The sequence below is a fragment of the Streptomyces sp. NPDC001941 genome, assembly GCF_040296945.1.
Taxonomy (GTDB): Bacteria; Actinomycetota; Actinomycetes; order Streptomycetales; family Streptomycetaceae; genus Streptomyces.
In genome coordinates, this window is the sequence record NZ_JBEOYE010000060.1 from 19506 (window position 1) to 39061 (window position 19556).

At 74.3% G+C, this 19556-nt stretch carries 15 protein-coding genes and 1 pseudogene; 8 read left to right on the plus strand and 8 right to left on the minus strand.

Annotated features, from left to right (window positions below):
- Nucleotides 1-175 precede the first annotated feature (175 nt).
- Both ABT160_RS31595 and ABT160_RS31600 read left to right on the plus strand, forming a co-directional pair.
- A pseudogene (locus ABT160_RS31595) lies at nt 176-1376 on the plus strand (hypothetical protein).
- Nucleotides 1377-1573: 197 nt separating this feature from the next.
- Nucleotides 1574-2098: a DoxX family membrane protein gene (locus ABT160_RS31600; protein WP_351651356.1), complete on the plus strand. Its 525-nt coding sequence runs from the start codon at nt 1574-1576 to the stop codon at nt 2096-2098.
- Here ABT160_RS31600 and ABT160_RS31605 read toward each other — a convergent pair.
- Entirely contained in the window at nt 2005-2268 is a 264-nt protein-coding gene (locus ABT160_RS31605) for a hypothetical protein (RefSeq protein WP_351651357.1), read from the minus strand. The genes ABT160_RS31600 and ABT160_RS31605 overlap by 94 nt on opposite strands.
- Nucleotides 2255-3568 (minus strand): PspC domain-containing protein, encoded by a 1314-nt coding sequence (locus ABT160_RS31610; protein ID WP_351651358.1) that lies wholly within the window; start codon nt 3566-3568, stop codon nt 2255-2257. Before ABT160_RS31610 ends, ABT160_RS31605 begins: the two co-directional genes overlap by 14 nt.
- A 131-nt stretch (nt 3569-3699) precedes the next feature.
- On the opposite strand from ABT160_RS31610, the gene ABT160_RS31615 reads away from it, so the two are divergent.
- The 3 genes from ABT160_RS31615 (at nt 3700) to ABT160_RS31625 (ending at nt 7184) form a co-directional block, all read left to right on the plus strand.
- Nucleotides 3700-4971 carry a PspC domain-containing protein gene (locus tag ABT160_RS31615; protein ID WP_351651359.1) on the plus strand — a complete coding sequence of 424 codons (1272 nt, stop codon included), beginning with the start codon at nt 3700-3702 and terminating at the stop codon, nt 4969-4971.
- Nucleotides 4968-5666 carry a LuxR C-terminal-related transcriptional regulator gene (locus tag ABT160_RS31620; RefSeq protein WP_351651360.1) on the plus strand — a complete coding sequence of 233 codons (699 nt, stop codon included), beginning with the start codon at nt 4968-4970 and terminating at the stop codon, nt 5664-5666. Before ABT160_RS31615 ends, ABT160_RS31620 begins: the two co-directional genes overlap by 4 nt.
- Nucleotides 5667-5828: 162 nt before the next feature.
- A complete protein-coding gene (locus ABT160_RS31625) occupies nt 5829-7184 on the plus strand; it encodes an alpha/beta hydrolase (protein WP_351651361.1) in 1356 nt (451 codons plus the stop codon).
- On the opposite strand, the gene ABT160_RS31630 is transcribed toward ABT160_RS31625, so the two are convergent.
- Complete coding sequence (locus ABT160_RS31630; RefSeq protein ID WP_351651362.1) at nt 7142-7909, minus strand: GNAT family N-acetyltransferase; 768 nt, start codon at nt 7907-7909, stop codon at nt 7142-7144. The two genes, ABT160_RS31625 and ABT160_RS31630, sit on opposite strands and share 43 nt — an antisense overlap.
- 88 nt (nt 7910-7997) lie before the next feature.
- A complete protein-coding gene (locus ABT160_RS31635) occupies nt 7998-9044 on the minus strand; it encodes a C40 family peptidase (RefSeq protein ID WP_351651363.1) in 1047 nt (348 codons plus the stop codon).
- A gap of 343 nt (nt 9045-9387) precedes the next feature.
- Here ABT160_RS31635 and ABT160_RS31640 point away from each other — a divergent pair, with 343 nt between their 5' ends.
- The gene (locus ABT160_RS31640; RefSeq protein ID WP_351651364.1) at nt 9388-9741 is read left to right on the plus strand and encodes a hypothetical protein; all 354 of its coding nucleotides are present in this window, start codon (nt 9388-9390) and stop codon (nt 9739-9741) included.
- 41 nt (nt 9742-9782) lie between these two features.
- Here the strand turns inward: ABT160_RS31640 and ABT160_RS31645 are convergent, their stop codons facing one another.
- The gene (locus ABT160_RS31645; RefSeq protein ID WP_351651365.1) at nt 9783-10910 is read right to left on the minus strand and encodes a C40 family peptidase; all 1128 of its coding nucleotides are present in this window, start codon (nt 10908-10910) and stop codon (nt 9783-9785) included.
- 241 nt (nt 10911-11151) lie between these two features.
- Here ABT160_RS31645 and pcrA point away from each other — a divergent pair, with 241 nt between their 5' ends.
- Nucleotides 11152-13605: a DNA helicase PcrA gene (pcrA, locus tag ABT160_RS31650; protein WP_351651366.1), complete on the plus strand. Its 2454-nt coding sequence runs from the start codon at nt 11152-11154 to the stop codon at nt 13603-13605.
- 117 nt (nt 13606-13722) lie between these two features.
- On the opposite strand, the gene ABT160_RS31655 is transcribed toward pcrA, so the two are convergent.
- Nucleotides 13723-15420, minus strand: a complete 1698-nt coding sequence (locus ABT160_RS31655) for a M23 family metallopeptidase (protein WP_351651367.1) — start codon at nt 15418-15420, stop codon at nt 13723-13725.
- 209 nt (nt 15421-15629) lie between these two features.
- The gene (locus tag ABT160_RS31660; RefSeq protein ID WP_351651381.1) at nt 15630-16427 is read right to left on the minus strand and encodes an esterase/lipase family protein; all 798 of its coding nucleotides are present in this window, start codon (nt 16425-16427) and stop codon (nt 15630-15632) included.
- 449 nt (nt 16428-16876) lie between these two features.
- Between ABT160_RS31660 and icmB the strand changes: the two genes are divergently transcribed.
- The gene (icmB, locus tag ABT160_RS31665; RefSeq protein WP_351651368.1) at nt 16877-17290 is read left to right on the plus strand and encodes a coenzyme B12-dependent isobutyryl CoA mutase small subunit; all 414 of its coding nucleotides are present in this window, start codon (nt 16877-16879) and stop codon (nt 17288-17290) included.
- A 544-nt stretch (nt 17291-17834) separates the two neighbouring features.
- On the opposite strand, the gene ABT160_RS31670 is transcribed toward icmB, so the two are convergent.
- The gene (locus tag ABT160_RS31670) at nt 17835-19526 is read right to left on the minus strand and encodes a DUF5691 domain-containing protein (protein ID WP_351651369.1); all 1692 of its coding nucleotides are present in this window, start codon (nt 19524-19526) and stop codon (nt 17835-17837) included.
- Between the last annotated feature and the right edge of the window lie 30 nt (nt 19527-19556).

Sequence of the window (19556 nt, forward strand, 5' to 3'; positions counted from 1 at the left end):
CGGTGTCCGGGGCCCGGCACGTCCTGGAGTGCCGTGACGGCGCCGAACCGGTGCTCGTGACCGGCCTCCCGTACGACCTCCGGCTGGTCGCGCAGGTGATCGGTCAACGGGGTGGCGCGCCAACCACCCCCTAGAGGGCGCCCCGTGTGTCCCGGGAGCCCTTTCGTGCGGCACAATTCCCTGGAATGACACGGGAGTTGCCGGGTCTCGGAGGGGGCATCGTGGCGGTGTCGGATGCACGCGAGTCCGAATTCCTGGCCAAGCGCGACGAGTTGGCGGCCGGAAACGGCCTGCCCGCGAGCGTCGAGCGGTCCGCCGGGGCATCCCGGCAGTGGGTCTCCGACGAGCTGACCGAGTCCGCCCGGGCCGCCGCGCACGACCGGTCCGCCGACGCGGGCCGGCTGGAACGGGCCTGGCGCGGCTCGCTGTACGGGACCGCCGGCGCCGTCCTCGCCCTGGCCGCCGGCACCGGGGCCACCGCCTTCTGGGCGGGCTGGACCGGGGCCCGCACCGCCGCCCTCGTCACGGCGGTCCTCCTCGGTGCGCTGCTGGTCGGCGGCGCGCACCTGCACCGGGGCGCGGGCGGGCTGCTCGCCGTGGTCACCGGCGAGGACAACCGGCTCTCCACCTCCCGCGCGGTCGCCGTCGGCTGGGTGCTGTTCCTCGCGTACGCCGTGGTGTTCCTGGCCTTCCGGGCCGAGCCGGTGCTCCAGCTGCGCCGGGACGCGACCCTGCTGGCCGTGGCAGGCGCCGGCTGCGCGGTGGCGGTGCTGACGCGTCGCGTGGTGGCGGTACGGGTGCACGCCCAGCGGCTGCAGAAGGTGCGGGCCCGGCGGCCCGGGGCGGCGGACCTGCTGTGCGACGACGACGGGCGCGCGAGCTTCGGGGACGTGCAGTACGTCCTGGTCAACGCGGCGGTCCTGGTGTTCGCCTGCGCCCGGCTGGCCCGTGAGCCGGAGCGGCTGCCCGGGCTGCCGTGGGCGCTGGTGGTGCTCGCGGGCGTCTCGGCGCTGACCTACGGGGCCGGGAAGTACGCGGAGGGCGGCCGGCCGGTCATCCTCTCCGTGGTGCGGGCCCGTGAGGCGGGCGACCTGGACGGGCCGATCCGCACCGGGGACGACATCGAGATCCGGGGCACCGGCTTCGTCCCGCCCGGCGCGGGCGACCCCGACCGGCTGACCCGGCTGGTCGCCCGCATCGGCGCCGTCCACGTCCACGTGCCGCTGGTCCCGGTCGAGGGCGGCTTCACCAACCCGACCGACACCTCGCTGGTGCTGCCGGTGCCCGCGGACGTGGAGCCGGGGCGGGTGGAGGTCCAGGTGGTGACGGCGGCGGGCACCGAGTCCAACCGGGTCGCCATCGACGTCCTGGAGTAGCGGTCCTGCCGGACCCGGTCCTCCCGGGCCCGCTTCCCGTACCCCGTTCTCGTACCCCTGTTCCCCGCGTCCCGTTTCCCGTATCACTGTGCGATGAGCCGCGCGTCCGTTCCCCGCGTATCCCTCCATGGGGGGACCGGGGACAATTGAAACCCGGACGACCGGATCCCGGACGACTGCGGGAAGGCAGGACGACGATGGCACACACACCCACCACCACGGCCGTGCACGGCACGGGCACCGGGGGCGGCGAGAGCGGCTGGAAGGCCACCGCGTCCCGCTACTCCCTGCTGCCGCTGCGCCTCTTCCTCGGCGTCACCTTCGTCTACGCCGGGCTCGACAAGCTCACCGACAGCGCCTTCATGTCGGCGAGCGGCACCGGCTCCATCGGCGAGACCATGCGCTTCGCCCGCGACGGCGCGGCGCTGCCCTGGCTGGTCGACCTGGCCCTGCGGGCCCCGGTCGGCTTCGGGTACGCCATCGCGGTCGGCGAGCTGCTGGTCGGGCTCGGCACCCTCCTCGGGCTGTGGACCAGGATCGCCGCGCTCGGCGGCGCGCTGATCTCGCTGAGCCTGTGGCTGACCGTGAGCTGGCAGGTGTCGCCGTACTACTACGGCAACGACCTGGCCTACCTGATGGCCTGGCTGCCGCTGGTGCTCGCCGGTGCCTCGGTGCTCTCCCTGGACGCGGCCCGCAGGGCGCGGCGCCTGCGCATCCCGTAGGCGATCCAGGTCGCCGTGCCCGCCAGGACCAGGCCGCCGGTGAGCACGGGCACGACCACGAACCACGGGGTGTCCCACTCGCCCGCGGCGTCGCCGGCGAAGGCGGCGGCGATGCCCAGCGCGGTCAGCCCGGCGATCAGGCGCCCGGGACGGAACTCATGACGCAGCACGGGTGACCTCCACCTGTCCGAGGGTGACGTCGAGGGACAGCTCCAGCGTGCCCGCCGGTTCCGCCCCGGCGGGCGGCTTCAGCGTCCGCGTCAGGCTCTGGTCGGGGGAGACGTCGATGTCGTCCGCGGGCTCGCCCGGCAGCCGCAGGTCGCCCAGCCCCACGTCGGCCCGCACCCGCACCGTCGCGTCCCTGGGCACGACCACCCGCAGCCGTCCGGCGCCCACGTCGGCCCGGGTGCGCAGCGTCGAGCCCGGCGGTACGGCGACGGCCGACAGGTCGAGCGTGGCGTCACCGCTGCCCAGCTCGTACTTCTGCTGGACCGAGGCGACGGTGGTCGGCCGCCAGGCGCGGTGCTCCCAGTCGGTGCCGATCCGGTCGGGCACCGCGGACGCGCCCGCCAGCAGGGCCGCCGTCAGGACCGTCAGCACGATCGTGCCGAACCCGATCCGGCCCAGGAACGCGCCCACGACCAGGCCGAGGCCGAAGACCGCCAGCGCCACCGCGAGGCCGATCTGCAGGCTGGTGCCCAGCGGCTGGTGGCCCCAGGCGCCCGCGGTCGCCAGCGCGCCGCCGACCACCGCCAGCAGGAACGTCACGCCACCGATGCCGCGCGGGCCGCGGGGCGCGCGGGCAGCCACCGCGCCACCCGCCCGCCACGGGTGGTCCGGGTCGCTGACCGGCCGCGCGGGGTCGGCGACGGCCACCGAGTCCGCCGGGCCCCAGAGATAACCGGAGGTCACCGGCCCCGTGGTGCCGTCCTTCACGATCGGGTCCCGCCACCAGGACGGGCTGCCGGGCGGCGGCGGGGCCATCGTCTCGGGCGGGGCGTCGGCGACCGCCCCGGCCGTCGCCGCGTCCAGCGGCCCCGGGCCCTCCGGGTCCACCGCGAGGCGGCGGCGCTGCGACCACACGGAGGCGCCCGCCACCGCCAGGCCGAGCAGCACCGAGAAGGCCAGCGTCCCGCCGTTGCGCAGCATGGACAGGAACAGGCCGCAGCCGACCAGCGCCATCAGCACGGCCACCAGGGCCGCGCCGTCGACCCGGCCGGTCAGCAGCCGGCGGGCCTCGTTCTCCTCCTCGCCGTCCGCGGGCAGCACCAGCCAGGCGAACCCGTAGAAGATCAGGCCGAGTCCGCCGGTCACCGAGAGCACGCCGACCACGATCCGGAATATGACGGGGTCCAGGTCGAAGTGGCGTCCCAGGCCGCCGCACACGCCGGCGACCACCTTCTGCCGGGGGGCACGGCGCAGGGGCGGGGCCGGCGAGGGAGCCTGGGAGGGGGGCGGGCTGCTCGTCATGCCTCCATGGTGACGGGCCCGCCGCGCCCGGGACATCCGGCGCCACCCTGGCCGGACCCTGATATTCACCAGGGTCGGATTCGGTGGGGACCCTGATGCCCGGGCGGGCCCGGCCGTGTGACGATCGGGGCATGCCAGTCGCCGCCCGAGTCCCCGAGACCGACGAGACGCCCGTGCGCAAGCTGTACCGCAGCGCCGACGGGCGGATGCTCGGCGGTGTCGCCCGGGGCCTCGCCGGCCACCTCGGGCTGCCCGTGGTGTGGGTGCGCCTGGTCTTCCTCGGGCTGTTCCTGGCCGACGGCCTGGGCGCCCTGCTGTACGCGGTGTTCTGGATCGTCGTCCCGCTGGGCGTCGGCGGCACCACCGCCGCGTCCCGCTCGGTGTTCGAGACCACCGCCGAGGGCCGCCGCCGGCTGCGCAAGCCCGACAAGGGCCAGGTCTTCGCGCTGATCGCGCTGGGCGTCGGCGCCGCGGTCTTCGTGGTCAACGTGGACATGGGCTCCTCGGCCAACCGCTACATCTGGCCGACCCTGCTGATCGGCGTGGGCCTGATCCTCTTCTGGCGCCAGGTGGACAACTCCCGCCGGGCCCGCTGGAGCCAGGACGCCCGCCGCAGGCGCACCCTGGAGCTGGCCCGCGCGGTCGGCGGCATCGCCCTGGTCGGCACCGGCCTGACGGTGTTCATGGTGGTGCGCGGCTCGGCCGCCCAGCTGGGCACGGCGCTGACCGCCTCGGTCGCGGTGCTGGCCGGCATAGCGCTGCTCGCCGGGCCCTGGCTGGTGCGGATGTCGCAGGACCTGAGCGAGGAGCGCACCATGCGCATCCGCGCCCAGGAGCGGGCCGAGGTCGCGGCGCACGTGCACGACTCGGTGCTGCACACGCTCACGCTGATCCAGCGGAACGCGGACGATCCTGGCGAGGTGCGCAGGCTGGCCCGCGCCCAGGAGCGCGAGCTGCGCAACTGGCTGTACAAGCCGGAGGGCACCGGCAAGGAGGAGTCCGACGAGCCGGAGACGCTGGCCGAGGCCGTGAAGCGGTCCGCCGCCGAGGTGGAGGACAAGCACGGCGTCCCGCTGGAGGTCGTGGTGGTGGGCGACTGCCCGCTCGACGAGCGGCTGTCCGCGCAGATGCAGGCCGCGCGCGAGGCCATGGTCAACGCCGCCAAGTACGGTGGCGAGGGCGGGGCCGTGCAGGTGTTCGCTGAGGTCGAGGGGCGTACGGTCTTCGTGTCGGTGCGGGACCGGGGGCCGGGCTTCGACCTGGACGCGGTGCCGGACGACCGGATGGGCGTACGAGAATCGATCATCGGGCGGATGCAGCGCAACGGCGGCACCGCCCGGCTGCGGACGGTGCCCGGCGGGGGGACCGAAGTGGAGCTTGAGATGGAGAGGGCGGACGCATGACGGAGCAGGCCACGGAGCGCACGGACGCGGTGGACCGGCGGGTCCGGGTCGTGCTCGTCGACGACCACCGGATGTTCCGCACGGGCGTGCAGGCGGAGATCGGCCGGACCGACGAGACCGGGGTCGAGGTGGTCGGCGAGGCCGCCGATGTCGACCAGGCGGTCACGGTGATCACGGCCACCCGGCCCGAGGTGGTGCTGCTCGACGTGCACCTGCCCGGGGGCGGCGGCGTCGAGGTGCTGCGCCGGTGCGCGAACCTGATGGCGGCGGCCCAGGACCCGGTCCGCTTCCTGGCCCTCTCGGTGTCCGACGCGGCCGAGGACGTGATCGGCGTGATCCGCGGCGGTGCCCGGGGGTACGTGACGAAGACGATCACCGGCACCGACCTGGTGGACTCGATCTTCCGGGTGCAGGAGGGCGACGCGGTGTTCTCGCCGCGGCTCGCGGGCTTCGTGCTCGACGCGTTCGCCTCCACCGACGCGCCGCCGGTCGACGAGGACCTGGACCGGCTCACCCAGCGTGAGCGCGAGGTGCTGCGGCTGATCGCCCGGGGGTACGCGTACAAGGAGATCGCCAAGCAGCTCTTCATCTCGGTGAAGACGGTCGAGTCGCACGTCTCCGCGGTGCTCAGGAAGCTCCAGCTGTCCAACCGGCACGAGCTGACCCGCTGGGCCACCGCCCGCCGCCTGGTCTGACGCCGTCACAGCGGCCCGCCCCGGCTGCCCCGGTCCCGCCCCGGCGCCCGGCCGGGACGGGCCGCGGCCGGGTCGCCGAGACGATCCGTAAGGCCAACTGTGATGTGACTGGTACACAAGAACGACAACCCGGACAGGCCGGATCCCCTCTTACGGTCCGTGATGAGCCTGACCGGAACCCCGTTCTTCGTGACCGCGATCGTGCTGGCCGTGTTCGCGGTGCTGCTGCCCCTGGCGCTGTGGAGCCGGGTGCGCGGCCCCGCGCTGGTGCGCGGCTTCGCGCGGCTGCTGATGGTCGGGTTCGTCCAGGTCACCGCGGTGACCGTGGTGTTCGTCGCGGTCAACAACTCCAACAGCCTGTACGACAGCTGGGGCGACCTGCTCGGCACCAGTGACAACGTCGGCCAGGCCAAGGACCTCGGCCCCGACGGCACCGGCGGCAAGAAGCTCGACCAGCTGCCCCGGATGAAGCAGGCCTTCGACCCGGCCGGTGACGGCGACCTGGGCCCGGGCGTCCTGAAGACCACGCTCGACGGCAAGGTCTCCGGGATCAAGGCCGAGGTGTACGTGTGGCTGCCCCCGCAGTACGACGACCCGGCGTACAAGGACAAGAAGTTCCCGGTCGTCCAGGTGCTCTCGGGCTACCCCGGCTCCCCGAAGGCCTGGTTCGGCAGCCTGCACGCCAACGAGAAGCTCGCCCCGCTGATGAAGCGGGGCAAGGTCGCCCCGTTCATCCTCGTCGCCCCGCGCACCACGCTGCTGCCCGGCGCCGACACCGGCTGCGCCAACATACCGGGCAAGGCCAACGCCGACTCCTGGCTCAGCGTCGACGTGCGCAAGATGGTCACCGACACCTTCCGCGCCTCCGACAAGGCCTCCGACTGGGCCGTCGCCGGCTACTCGGCCGGTGCGCACTGCGCCGCCAAGCTGGCGATAGCCCACCCCGACCGGTACGCCGCGGCCGTCTCCATGTCCGGCTACAACGACCCCGCCGCCGAGCGCGACTCGCTGACCGCCAAGACGCCCGAGCTGCGCCGCGAGAACAACCCGCTCAACATGCTGAAGGCCGCCGCCGCCCCGCCGCGCATCTCGCTGCTCTTCACCGGCAAGGGCCGCGACGGCTACCAGCAGGGCCTCGACCTGCGGCGGGCGGCCAAGCCGCCGACGCGCGTCGACGCCCGCCAGGTGGACGGCAGCCACACCACGCTGACCTGGAAGCGCCAGGTGGAGTCGGTCTTCGAGTGGCTGACCGCCCGGATCGCCCCCGAGTTCCGGCACGGCGGCCAGGACGGTGGTGGCCTGGACGGTGCCGGCCGGGAGGGTGGCGGCCAGGACGGCGGCCGTCACCACGGGGGCGGCGGCGCCTGGCAGGGCGGCCCCGAGCAGCAGCAGACGGGCTCGCACGGCCAGGGCACCCGGGTCCCCGGCTCCGGTACCCCCGGCGGCCAGGACCCGGCGGGCCAGGACCCCGCCGCTCAGGACAGGGACATATCCAGCTTGTCGCCGACCCGCCGGTAGCCGATCTTCGCGTAGATCCGCTCGACGTCCGCGTCCCCCGGCTCCAGCCAGACCACCCGGCAGCCCCGCTCGAAGGCCCGGGCCGTCAGGTACGCGGAGACCGCCGCGCCGATGCCCCGCCGCCGGTGGCCGGCCGCGACCGCCAGGCCCGCCAGCTCGGTCAGCCCGTCGACCGGCGCCGAGCAGCCGCCCGCGGCGACCGGCGTGCCGTCCGCGACGCGGGCCAGCGCGGCCACGCCGCCGTTCTCCCGCGCGCCCCGCAGCCACGCGACCTCGCCCTCGGTGGGCTCCCCGGTCTGCCCGTAGCCCAGGTGCTGCACCCCGGCGGCGGCGTAGTAGTCCGCGTCCCGCTCCGGCTCGCTGACGACCAGGCCCGCCACCGGCTCCGGCTGGAGGAGACCGCCGGGCTCCACGGCCAGCAGCGGCGCCCGGTTCTCCACCGCGAACCCGGCCGCGAGCAGCGCCGGTTCGACCGCGGGCGCGCACACCGGCAGGAACTCCAGGCGCGGCACCCGCTCCAGCTCCCGGAACGCCCCGACCAGCTCCGCCACCTCCGCGGCGGTGGGCTCCGCGTCCCGGTCGGGGATCGCGTAGTTGGCCGGCGGGATCGGCCAGCCGGGGTTGTAGCGCAGGGTGAAGGGCCCCACGCGCCGGTGGTCGGGCGAGCGCCGGGCGAGCGTGCGGACGGAGTCCTGCAGGGCGTGGGGTACCGCGAGCTGGTCCATGCGCCGGATCGTAGGCACAACCCGTCCGCCGGGGTGCGGGATTCGGCCGCCGGGACGTGCGTCCGAGGCGTCCGGAGGGGGGCACCCGTCAGGCCACCCGGGTCGCCCCCGCGAACGGCATCTGGTCGATCGGCGCGATCCGCACGGGCGCGCCCGGGTGCGGGGCGTGGATCATCTGGCCGTTGCCGATGTACAGGCCCACGTGGCTGATCCCGGAGTAGAAGAACACCAGGTCGCCCGGGGCCAGTTGGGACCGGGAGATCCGCTGTCCCGCGTTGATCTGCGTGTACGTGGTGCGCGGCAGCGACACCCCGGCCGCGCTCCAGGCGGCCTGGGTCAGCCCGGAGCAGTCGTACGACCCCGGGCCGGTCGCCCCCCACACGTACGGCTTGCCGAGCGCCCCGTAGGCGTACGCGACGGCCTCCGCGGCACGGGAGTTCGGGGCCCGCAGCGCCCCGCGCTCCATCGAGCGGTCCGCGTGCGCCTGCCCGTCGCCGGTGCCCTGCGCCTCGTAGGACGCGCGCTGTTCGGCGGTCAGCCGGTCGAGCAGCGCCCGCGCGTCGGACAACTTGCCCTGGATCGTGGCCTTGTGGCGGCTCAGCTCGTCCTGCCGGGCCTTGAGGTCGCTCAGCCGCTGGTCGGACTCGGAGCGCAGCTGCCCGATCTCCACCAGGCGCCCGCGCACGGCCGAGATCTGCTGGGCCTGCCGCTCGCCCACCCGGTCGGCGAGCGCGGCCTCCTCCAGGTAGTGCTCGGGGTCGGCGGTCAGCGCGATCTGGAGCGCCGGGTCGAGTCCGCCGGAGCGGTACTGGGCGGCGGCGATCGAGCCGAGCGCGGCGCGGGCGGTGCCCAGTTCGCGCTCCTTGCGGGCGGTCTCGCCGCGCAGTGCGTCGTAGGACGCGCGGGCCTCGTCGGCCTTCTCCCTGGCGCCGTTGTACGCCTCGGTGGCCTCCTCGGCCTCCTGGTACAGCCGGTCGACCTTCGCCTTGACCTGGGCCGGGGTCAGCCGGGGCTCGGCGTACCCGGAGCCCTCGAAGGCGGTCGCGGTCGCCGCTCCGGCGAGCGCGAGCGTGGCGGCGGTGCGGGCGGCGGGCCCGGTGAGCGGACGCTGCCTGGGTTTGCGGTGCGCTGCCACGAGGGCGGGTCACATCCTTCCGTACGTCCGGGACCCGCCCCGTCCGGCGGCGGCCGCACAGGGGAGCGGGCCGCCGCCGGACCTTCCTCCGGCGGGGGTGGCCGACGGCCACCGGTCGCCCGGCGGCGGTGGGGAGTCGGCCACCTGGGGGAGGACGCTAAACCTGGGGGTCACGGGGGAGGGCCGTACTGATCGCTATTGGCCGCCGACGACCGGCATCGACCGTTCGGTGCCCGGGCGCCCGGCCGGATCCCCGAGGGAAGGCGGCGCACCCTGACCGAAGGGCCCGAGGCGCCCACCCTGACCGGACCCGGGTGGTACGGCCCCGGCTAGGCTCCGCCCCATGGACGTACTCATCAACGTGCTCGTCGCCCTGCACATCATCGGCATCGCCTGCCTGCTGGGCGGGTTCCTGACCCAGATGAAGGCCATGGGCGCGGGCACGGCGCGCTTCGTGCCCGCGATGCTGCACGGTGCGCTGACCATGCTGGTCACGGGCGTGGCGCTGGTGGGCGTGCACCAGGCCGAGGGCCACACGGTCAACAACGTCAAGATCGGCGTGAAGCTGGCCGTCCTGATCGTGATCCTCGCCCTGGTCTACGTGAAGCGCGACGAGGAGAAGGTGGAGAAGGCCGTCTTCGGCGCGGTCGGCGGGCTCACCCTGGCCAACATCTTCATCGCCACGCTCTGGACCTGATCCGCGCCTGATCCGGGGCCCGGGCGGGGCCGTCCGCGCGCTCAGGCCGGCCGGACCGACCCGTACACCGGCATCGTGTAGATCGACTCCTCCCGCACGTACGCCCCCGGCTTCGGCGCGTGGATCATCCTCCCGCCGCCGATGTAGAGCCCCACGTGGCTGATGTCGTCGTAGAAGAACACCAGGTCGCCCGGGCGCAGGTCCGCCGTGGCGACCCGGGTGCCCACCTCCACCTGGTCCCAGGTGGTGCGCGGCAGGTCCACCCCGGCCGCCCGCCAGGCCGCCTGGGTCAGCCCCGAGCAGTCGTACGACCCCGGGCCCGTCGCCCCCCACACGTACGGCTTGCCGATCTGGGCGCGCGCGAACGCCAGCGCCTTCTCCGCCTTCGTCCCGTACGCGCCGTCGTCCCGCGCCGGCGGCGGGGTGCCCGCCTCCTCGCGCGCGGCCTCCTCGCGCCGGGCGCGCTCCGCCTCCGCGCGGGCCTTCGCCTCCGCCTCGCGGCGGGCCTGCGCCTGGCGCTCGCGCTCCAGCTCCGCCAGCCGGGCCTTCTCCTTCGCGGTCAGCCTCGCCAGGAGCTGCCGGGCCTCGCCGAGCCGGTCCTGCACCTCCCGCTTGCTGTCGCGCAGCGCCGCCTGCGAGGCGGTCAGCCGCTCCAGCGCCGCGGTGGCCTTCGCCCGCCGGGCCGCGGCGTCCTTCTGCTGCTCCTCGAACTCGCCCAGCACCGACCGCTGGCGCGCGGTGAGCCGGTCCATCAGCTGCGTCTGGTCGAAGTACGCGCCCGGGCTGTCCGCGAAGATCAGCGCGGCCGTCGGGGAGACCGCCCCCTCGCGGTACTGGGCCGCGGCGAAGCCGCCCAGGGCGCGGCGGGTGGCGTTCATCGACTCGGTGCGCCGGGCCACGTCGTCCAGGATCCGGCCGACCTCGTCGCGCTGGGCCCCGGCGGCCTCCTTGGCCCGGTCGTAGCGCTGGGTCGCGGTCCCGGCCTGCCGGTACAGCTCGTCGACCTTGCGCTGCACCTCCTCGACCGAGGGGGCGGGGGCCGCCTGCGCGGACGGCGCGAGCACGGCCTGCCCGGAGAGCAGGGTCACGGAGGCGATGGCCGCCGTCGTGACGCCGACGGCGGGGCCGTGCGGGCGCAGCGGCGTGCGCGGTTTCCGGTGGGTCGGCACCGCCGACACCTCCTTGACGACGGGGGGCGTTCTCCGGCTGGTCGGGCACGCTAGCCAACTGCCGGGACCGCTGGGAAGGTTGATGTCCGACAGGCCCGATACATTCCCGTGACCTTCACCGTGCGTAGTCGCGTGGGGGGCGCTGCGTACCGTGTCGCGCGGGGTGCGCCGCGTACCGTACGGAGGCTGTCTCGGCGGACGGCCCCGGGCTGTCAGAGGAGCGGCCTAGACTCGGATGACGATGAGCAGCCTCTTTGACGACAGCTTCCTGGCGGGCCTCAAGAACAGCGCTCCGGAGGAGCCCCCGCCGCCGCCCGAGGACTCCGAGCCCGGCGACCCGGGTCCGGAGGAGGTCCCGCACGACCTCTTCGGGGGCGCCTTCGACGCGCCCGCGCCCCACGAGGCGTACTACCGCGACGGCGCTCCCCGGCCCGTCGTGGACGCCGCCGCGCTCCTGGACGGGCTGAACGAGCAGCAGCGCGCCGCCGTCGTCCACACCGGCTCGCCCCTGCTCATCGTCGCGGGCGCCGGCTCCGGCAAGACCCGGGTGCTCACCCACCGCATCGCGCACCTGCTGGCGACGAAGAACGTGCACCCCGGCCAGATACTGGCCATCACGTTCACCAACAAGGCCGCGGGCGAGATGAAGGAGCGCGTCGAGCAGCTCGTCGGCCCCCGGGCCAACGCGATGTGGGTCTCCACCTTCCACAGCGCGTGCGTGCGCATCCTGCGCCGCGAGTCCAAGAAGCTCGGCTTCACCTCGTCGTTCTCGATCTACGACGCCGCCGACTCCAAGCGCCTGATGGCGCTGGTCTGCCGCGACCTGGACCTCGACCCCAAGAAGTTCCCGCCGAAGTCCTTCAACGCCAAGATCTCCAACCTGAAGAACGAGCTGGTCGACGAGGAGACCTTCGCCGACCAGGCCACCGACGGCTTCGAGAAGACCCTCGCCGAGGCCTACCGGATGTACCAGGGGCGGCTGCGCGAGGCCAACGCGCTGGACTTCGACGACATCATCATGACGACGGTCCACCTGCTCCAGGCGTTCCCCGACGTCGCCGAGCACTACCGCCGCCGCTTCCGGCACGTCCTGGTCGACGAGTACCAGGACACCAACCACGCCCAGTACACGCTGGTGCGCGAGCTGGTCGGCACCGGGTACGAGGACCTCGGCCCGTCCGAGCTGTGCGTCGTCGGCGACGCCGACCAGTCGATCTACGCCTTCCGCGGCGCCACCATCCGCAACATCCTCCAGTTCGAGGAGGACTACCCGGACGCCACCACGATCCTGCTGGAGCAGAACTACCGCTCCACGCAGACGATCCTGTCCGCCGCCAACGCGGTCATCGAGCGCAACGAGTCCCGCCGCCCCAAGAACCTGTGGACCAACGCGGGCGCGGGCGCCCAGATCACCGGGTACGTCGCGGACACCGAGCACGACGAGGCCCAGTTCGTCGCCGACGAGATCGACCGGCTCACCGACGCGGGCGACGCCAAGGCCGGCGACGTCGCGGTCTTCTACCGGACGAACGCGCAGTCCCGCGTCTTCGAGGAGATCTTCATCCGCGTCGGCCTGCCCTACAAGGTCGTCGGCGGCGTCCGCTTCTACGAGCGCAAGGAGGTCAGGGACGTCCTGGCCTACCTGCGCGTCCTCGCCAACCCCGAGGACAACGTCCCGCTGCGCCGCATCCTCAACGTGCCCAAGCGCGGCATCGGCGACCGCGCCGAGGCGATGATCGACGCCCTGGCCCTGCGCGAGAAGATCACCTTCCCGCAGGCGCTGCGCCGCGTCGACGAGGCGTACGGCATGGCGGCCCGCTCGGCCAACGCCGTCAAGCGCTTCAACACCCTCATGGAGGAGCTGCGCACCGTCGTCGACTCCGGCGCCGGACCCGCCGTCGTCCTGGAAGCGGTCCTGGAGCGCACCGGCTACCTCGCCGAGCTCCAGGCCTCCACCGACCCACAGGACGAGACCCGCATCGAGAACCTCCAGGAACTGGCCGCCGTGGCCCTGGAGTTCGAGCAGGACCGGGGCGAGGAGGAGGGTGCGGGCACCCTCGCGGAGTTCCTGGAGAAGGTCGCGCTCGTCGCCGACTCCGACCAGATCCCCGACGAGGAGGAGGACGGCTCCGGCGTCATCACGCTGATGACGCTGCACACGGCCAAGGGCCTGGAGTTCCCGGTGGTGTTCCTCACCGGCATGGAGGACGGCGTCTTCCCGCACATGCGCGCGCTCGGCCAGACCAAGGAGCTGGAGGAGGAGCGCCGCCTGGCGTACGTGGGGATCACCCGCGCCCGCGAGCGGCTCTACCTGACCCGCTCCACCCTGCGCAGCGCCTGGGGCCAGCCCTCGTACAACCCCGCCTCGCGCTTCCTGGAGGAGATCCCGGCCACCCACCTGGAGTGGAAGCGCACCGGCCCGGTCGCCAAGCCCGCCGGGCCGACGTCGGGGATCACCTCGTCGCTGTCGTCCTCGCGCTCCCGCTCGGGCCCCTCGGGCTTCGCCACCCGGCGCACCAGCGACAAGCCGGTGATCGCGCTCCAGGTCGGCGACCGCGTCACGCACGACCAGTTCGGCCTGGGCACGGTGATGGCCGTGACGGGCACGGGCTCGGACGCGCAGGCGACGATCGACTTCGGCGAGCCCAAGCCCAAGCGGCTGCTGCTGCGGTATGCGCCGGTGGAGAAGCTGTAGGGCGCGCGGCGACGTAGCGCCGGGCCCGTAGCGCCGGGGCGTCGGACGGTCGGGGCCACTCGGGACCGAGGGTGGTCCCGACCGGGACGGTCCCGACCGGGTGGCCGGGACCGGGGGTCAGGACGTCGGGTCGAGGCCGTGGCTGCGCAGCCACGGCAGCGGGTCGATGGCCGAGCCGCCGCCGGGGCGCACCTCGAAGTGCAGGTGCGGGCCGGTGGAGTTGCCGGAGTCGCCGGAGTACGCGATGACGTCACCGGCCTTGACCTCGCCCGACCGGATCTTGGTGCTGCTCAGGTGGCAGTACCAGGTCTCGGTGCCGTCGGGGGCCGTCACTATGGCCATGTTCCCGTACGCGCTGTTCCACTGCGTCCGTACGGTGCCGTCGGTCGCGGACATCACCGGCGTACCGGTCTGCACCGGGAAGTCGATGCCGGTGTGCACGGACAGCCAGTTGACGCCCGCCTGGCCGTAGTACGCACTGAGCTGGTGCAGCTTCACCGGCAGCGCGAACTTGGGGCGCAGGGCCTCCTTGCGCGCGGCCTCGGCTTCACGTTTCTTCTTGTCGGCCTCCTGGCGCGCCTTGAGGTCGAGGCGCTCCTGGGTGCGGCTGGCGCGGTCGCCGAAGTCACGGGCGTCGGCGCTGAGCGCGGCGAGCTGGGTGTCCAGCTGGTTGTTGGCGGCGACCGGCTTCACCGACGACGGGTCGGCGGCGGCCATCGTCGTCGTGTCGTCCTTCTTCTCGGCGCCCCCGGTGACGGAGGCGGCGGCGATCCCGGCCGCGCCCAGCACGCACACGGAGGGGACGGCGACGGTGAGGAGCGCGGAGCGCTTGGCGGGGGAGCGGCGGCGGGTGCCCGCGCGGCGGCTGACGGGGCGGCCGGGGGCGGGGGTGCGACCGGCGTGCGGCGCGTCATCGCCCTCGCCGTCGTCCTCGCCGTCCTCGCCGCCCTCGTACTGCTCGGACCCGGCGTGCCCGGCGAGGTCGTCGGGGACCTGGAAGGTCTGGGTGGCCTGCTCGTGCAGGGAGAGGTCCTCGTGGCCGTGGTCCGGCGCGTACTGCTCGGGGACGACCGGGCCGGCCGGGCCGGGCTCGGCGTGGTTCCACTGGGTGGCGTCGTAGGCGCCGGTCTCACCGGCGAAGCCGGGGGTGGTCCACTGGCCGGTGTCGTACGCCCCGGTGTCCCACTGCGCGGTGGCGGCGGGGAACTGGCCGGTCGTGTCGAACTGGCCGGTCGCGTCGAACTGCCCGGTCGTGTCGAACTGACCGGTCCGCACGTCGTGGAACTGCTGGAGGTCCTGGAACTCCTGGAGCTGCTGGAACTCCTGGGTCTGTCCGGCCTGCTGGAACTGCGCGCCGTCGAACTGACCGGTCGTATCGAAGTGACCAGCCGTGTCGAACTGCCCGGTCGTGTCGAACCGGCCCGTCGCGTCGAACTGCCCGTCGGTGAACTGCGGGAACTGCGTGGTGTGCGTCGCCTGCGTGGGCTGGGCGAACTGCGCGAACTGCCCGGGCTGGAACTGCTGGGTCTGGAGGGGGCTGCTCCCGGTCTGGTCGACCTGGCTCCACGCTCCGGAGTCCCACTGCGCGGTGGCCTCGTACGGGGGAGCGGCGGCGAAGGCCCCGGTGGTGTCGTACCCCCCGGTGTCCCACTGCGCGGTCGCGGTGTCCGACCACGGGGAGGATTCGTACTGCCCGCTCTGGTCCGCGGGGAACCCGTTCGGTGCGCTACCGAAGAGCGGGTCGGTGGCGAAGCTTCCAGTCGAGTAGCCGTCGTTTCCGGCGGTGTACCCGGCGCGGGGTGGCTGGTCGTTCACCCACTTCTCTCTCGCCTCGGGAGCAAGGACAGTGGCGCGACTGTACCCGGCGGTACGCGACGGCGACAATCTTCCGAAGGTTTCGGGTCCGGGGGAAACGGGCATTCGGCCGCCTTTCGGCGGAGGCCCGGCCCAGCTTTGGCCCTACGTTCGACGGGTGTTCGACGTTTCGAGGCGTATGGACGCCACGTAACCCTTTCCGGTGGCGCTCAGGCGACCGAGAACGCCGCACGCGCGCCGTGCGCCGCCGTCTCGTCCGCCTCCAGCGCCTCACGGATCCCGCCGGCGATCGCCGGGTGGACCGGCAGGGCGAGGTGCCCGATGCCGCTCACGCGCACGGTGTGCACCTCCAGGTCCGGGTGGTCGAGCCGGGCCGTCTCGACCGGGACCATGATCTGGTCCAGGTCGCTCCAGAAGCTGACGAAGCGGGTGCGGCAGCCGGGCGCGGGCTCCGCCAGCTCCCTGAGCACCGGCGAGCCGGGCCGCATCTGCCGCACCAGCGGGTGCGCGCTGGCCAGCGGGACCACGGCGGTGCCCGCGTGCGGGGTGCCGAGCGTGACCAGGGTGCGGACGTACGCGTCGCCGCCCAGGCGCTGCACGTAGTAGCGGGCGATCAGCCCGCCCAGGCTGTGCCCGACGATGTCGACCCGGTCCTGGCCGGTGCGCTCCCGGACGTCCTGCACGTGGCGGCCGAGCAGTTCGGCGGCGGTGCGCAGGTCGCAGGTGAGGGGCGAGTAGTTGAGGGACTCGACGTGCCGCCACCCGTTGCGGGTCAGCGAGCGGCGCAGCATGACGAACACCGAGCGGTTGTCGATGAAGCCGTGCAGCAGCAGGACGGGCCGGCGCTGCGGCGCGGCGTCCCGGGGCGGCCCCGAGGGGCGGCGCTCGGGCAGCACGCCCGAGGGGTAGAGCAGCAGGTGCCCGGCGAGGATCGCGGCCTCCAGCGCGGTGGCCTTGAGCAGCGCGGCGGAGAGCCAGGGGCGCAGGGCGGGCGGGGGCCCGGGCAGGTACTGCTGGAACCGGCACAGGGCCCTGAAGGCTCCCGCTGCCCCGGCTCCCCGCGCGGCCGCCACCAGCGACCCCACCGGACCCGTCAACCCCACCGATGCCACCGACACCGTCGACCTCCCCAACGGCGCGCGGAAGGACGACTCTGTCCCCCGTGCGCCCTCACAGGGAGCCGCGCGCACGCGATCGAGCGATGGCCGAAGGGCCGCACCTCCGCGCCGCGCGGCTGGCGGCACGGGAATGCGGCGACCTCGTAGCGGCTCCCCTTGCGACTGAGTCCCGCCGCGACCGCTGGGCCGCCTGGTGCGGGTACGCCGCAGAGCGAACATGTCCCACGTGTGATTTCCCCCTCGGTGTCCACCGCGAAACGGCGGCGTGCGGGATGCTGTGGATAACGTTCGTTCACCTCCCCGGCACTCAAGTACGGGGGACGCATGTGGAGGCAGTGATGGGTGTGACTGGTCCGATCCGCGTCGTGGTGGCCAAGCCCGGTCTCGACGGCCACGACCGCGGCGCCAAGGTGATCGCCCGCGCACTGCGCGACGCCGGCATGGAGGTCATCTACACCGGTCTGCACCAGACGCCCGAGCAGATCGTCGACACCGCCATCCAGGAAGACGCGGACGCGATCGGCCTGTCCATCCTCTCGGGCGCCCACAACACCCTGTTCGCCAAGGTGATCGAGCTCCTGAAGGAACGCGACGCGGAGGACATCAAGGTCTTCGGCGGCGGCATCATCCCGGAGGACGACATCGCCCCGCTGAAGGAACTGGGCGTTGCGGCGATCTTCACGCCGGGGGCGACGACGGGCGCGATCGTGGAGTGGGTCAACACCAACATCCGTACGGCTACGGGGGCTTAGTCCGGGGACGCGCGGTCCCATGAGCCTGGTGTGGAGCCCTTGGCCCCGCACCGGGCGGTGTCGGGCGTCCTCCTGTTCGAGTGCGGCCGACTCGCCTGCGAAGCCCTGCCGGGTCGAGGGCGGAGCGCTCCGCCGAGATGAGGCCGGGCCACCTACCGGGGTGCAGGGGCGGAGCCCCGTGTTGGGTTCGGGGCGGAGCCCCGGGCTCCCTTCTTCGCGACCCGCACCCAACGGTGCCGCACCCAACGGTGCCGCCCCCAGCCGCCGGAGGCTTTCGGGAAGGGGCGGGTCGGGGACGGCCCGGCCCGGCGCCACGAGGGCCCGGCCCCTCACCGGTGCGGGCACCGGAGCGCAGGGCCCCGTGCCCCGGGCCTCGTGCCCCGGGCCTCGTGCCCCGGGCCTCGTGCCCCGGGCCTGTGGGCCTCGCCAACCCCTGCCCCGGTCCGCCCACGGCTGCTGCGGCGCACCGGGGTGCGTGCGGGGCCCCCGGCACCGACGGGCCCGTCCGGGCTCGGGCCCCCCGGTACCGACGGTCCGTCCGGGCTCAGGCCCCCAGCTCCGCCGCCATCTCCCCCCGCAACCGCAACGTCGACACCAGCCGCTGGAACGCCTCCGCCCAGTACCCCCCAGCTCCCGGCGCCGCCTCCGCCCCCTCGTCCGGTACCGCCGTCAGGAACTCCAGGCGGCCCGCCTCCACCGGGTCCAGGCAGCGCTCCGCCAGCCCCATCACCCCGCTGAAGCTCCACGGATAGCTCCCCGCGTCCCGCGCGATCTCCAGCGCGTCCACCACCGCCCGCCCCAGTTCCCCGGCCCACGGCACCGCGCACACCCCGAGCAGCTGGAACGCCTCCGACAGCCCGTGCGCCGCGATGAACCCGGCCACCCAGCAGGCCCGTTCGTCCGCCGGGAGGATCCCCAGCAGCTTGGCCCGCTCGGCCAGGGACGACGTGCCCGGCCCGGTCGCGGGCGGGGTCGCCGGCGCCCCCAGCAGCGCCCGGGCCCAGGGCGCGTCCCGCTGCCGCACCGCCGCCCGGCACCATGCCGCGTGCAGCTCGTCCGCCCAGTCGTCGCGCACGGGCAGCCGCACGATCGCCTCCGGCGCCCGCCCGCCGAGCCTCCCGGGCCAGGTGCCCAGCGGCGCGGCCTCCACCAACTGGCCGAGCCACCAAGACCGTTCACCCCGGCCCGCGGGCGCGTTCGGGATCACCCCGTCGCGCTGCATCGACGCGTCGCACTCGTGCGGCGCCTCCACGACCACCGCCGGCCCGTCCCCCGACCGGTCCAGCGCGATGCACGACGCGGCCCGCGCCGCCATCCGCCCCGCCAGCGCCGACCGGGGCAGCGCGGAAAGCAGCTCGGCGGCCGTCGCCCGCACGTTGCGGCTGCGGTCGGCGAGCGCCGCTTCCAGGAACGGCTCGTCCGCGTCGTCCAGTCCGGTGCGCAGCGAGTCCAGGAACATCAGCCGGTCCTCGGCCCGCTCGCTCGCCCAGGTCGACCCGAGCAGCCCCAGCGCCGCCGCGGGATCGTGCTCCCGTACGGAGGACAGCAGCGCCACCCGCTCGGCGAAAAGGCCCTCCTCCCACAGCCGCCCGACCGCCTCCGCCTCGTCCGGCCCGGGCAGCGCGGCCCCGCCGGGCAGCCCGCGCAGCGCGAACCTCCAGTCCGGGTTGAGCCGGGCCAGCCACAGCCCCCGCGCCCCCGCGAACACCATCGCCTGCGGCCGCAGATCGGTACGGGCCCGGGCTGCGTCCAGCAGCGCGGGCAGGGCCGCGGCGGGCGCCCGGTAGCCGTGCGCGTTGGCCGCCGCCAGCCACTGCGGCAGCAGCTCGGTGAGGTCCGGCGCGCTGCCCCGCCGCCCGCCGCCCGAGTGCGCCGGAGAGGTGCGGTCCGCGAGCAGCAGCGACAGCCGGCGTCGCGCGGGCCCGGGCAGCGGCCGCCGCTCGTCGCCCGGGGCGGGCGCGGGCGGCTCGGCCGCCACGGCCGGGAGCAGGCCCGCCCTTCGCCGTACGGTCCGGGCGGCGGCGGCGTCGAGCAGCGCCGACGGAGCGTCCCGGCCGGGCGCGGCGACGCCCGGGGGCGGCGGCCGCCGGTCGGTGCCGAGCAGCGCCGAGGCCACGAGGTCCTCCCAGGAGGTGGTGTCCACGGTCACTCCCTTCCTCTCCCCTTCTATTTGGTGTCCATTGGCTATGGGGCGAGCAGCGCGATTCCTCTTACTCGTATTACTCGTACGAGTCATGCGACTCGTGCGACTCGTGTGAATCCGCTT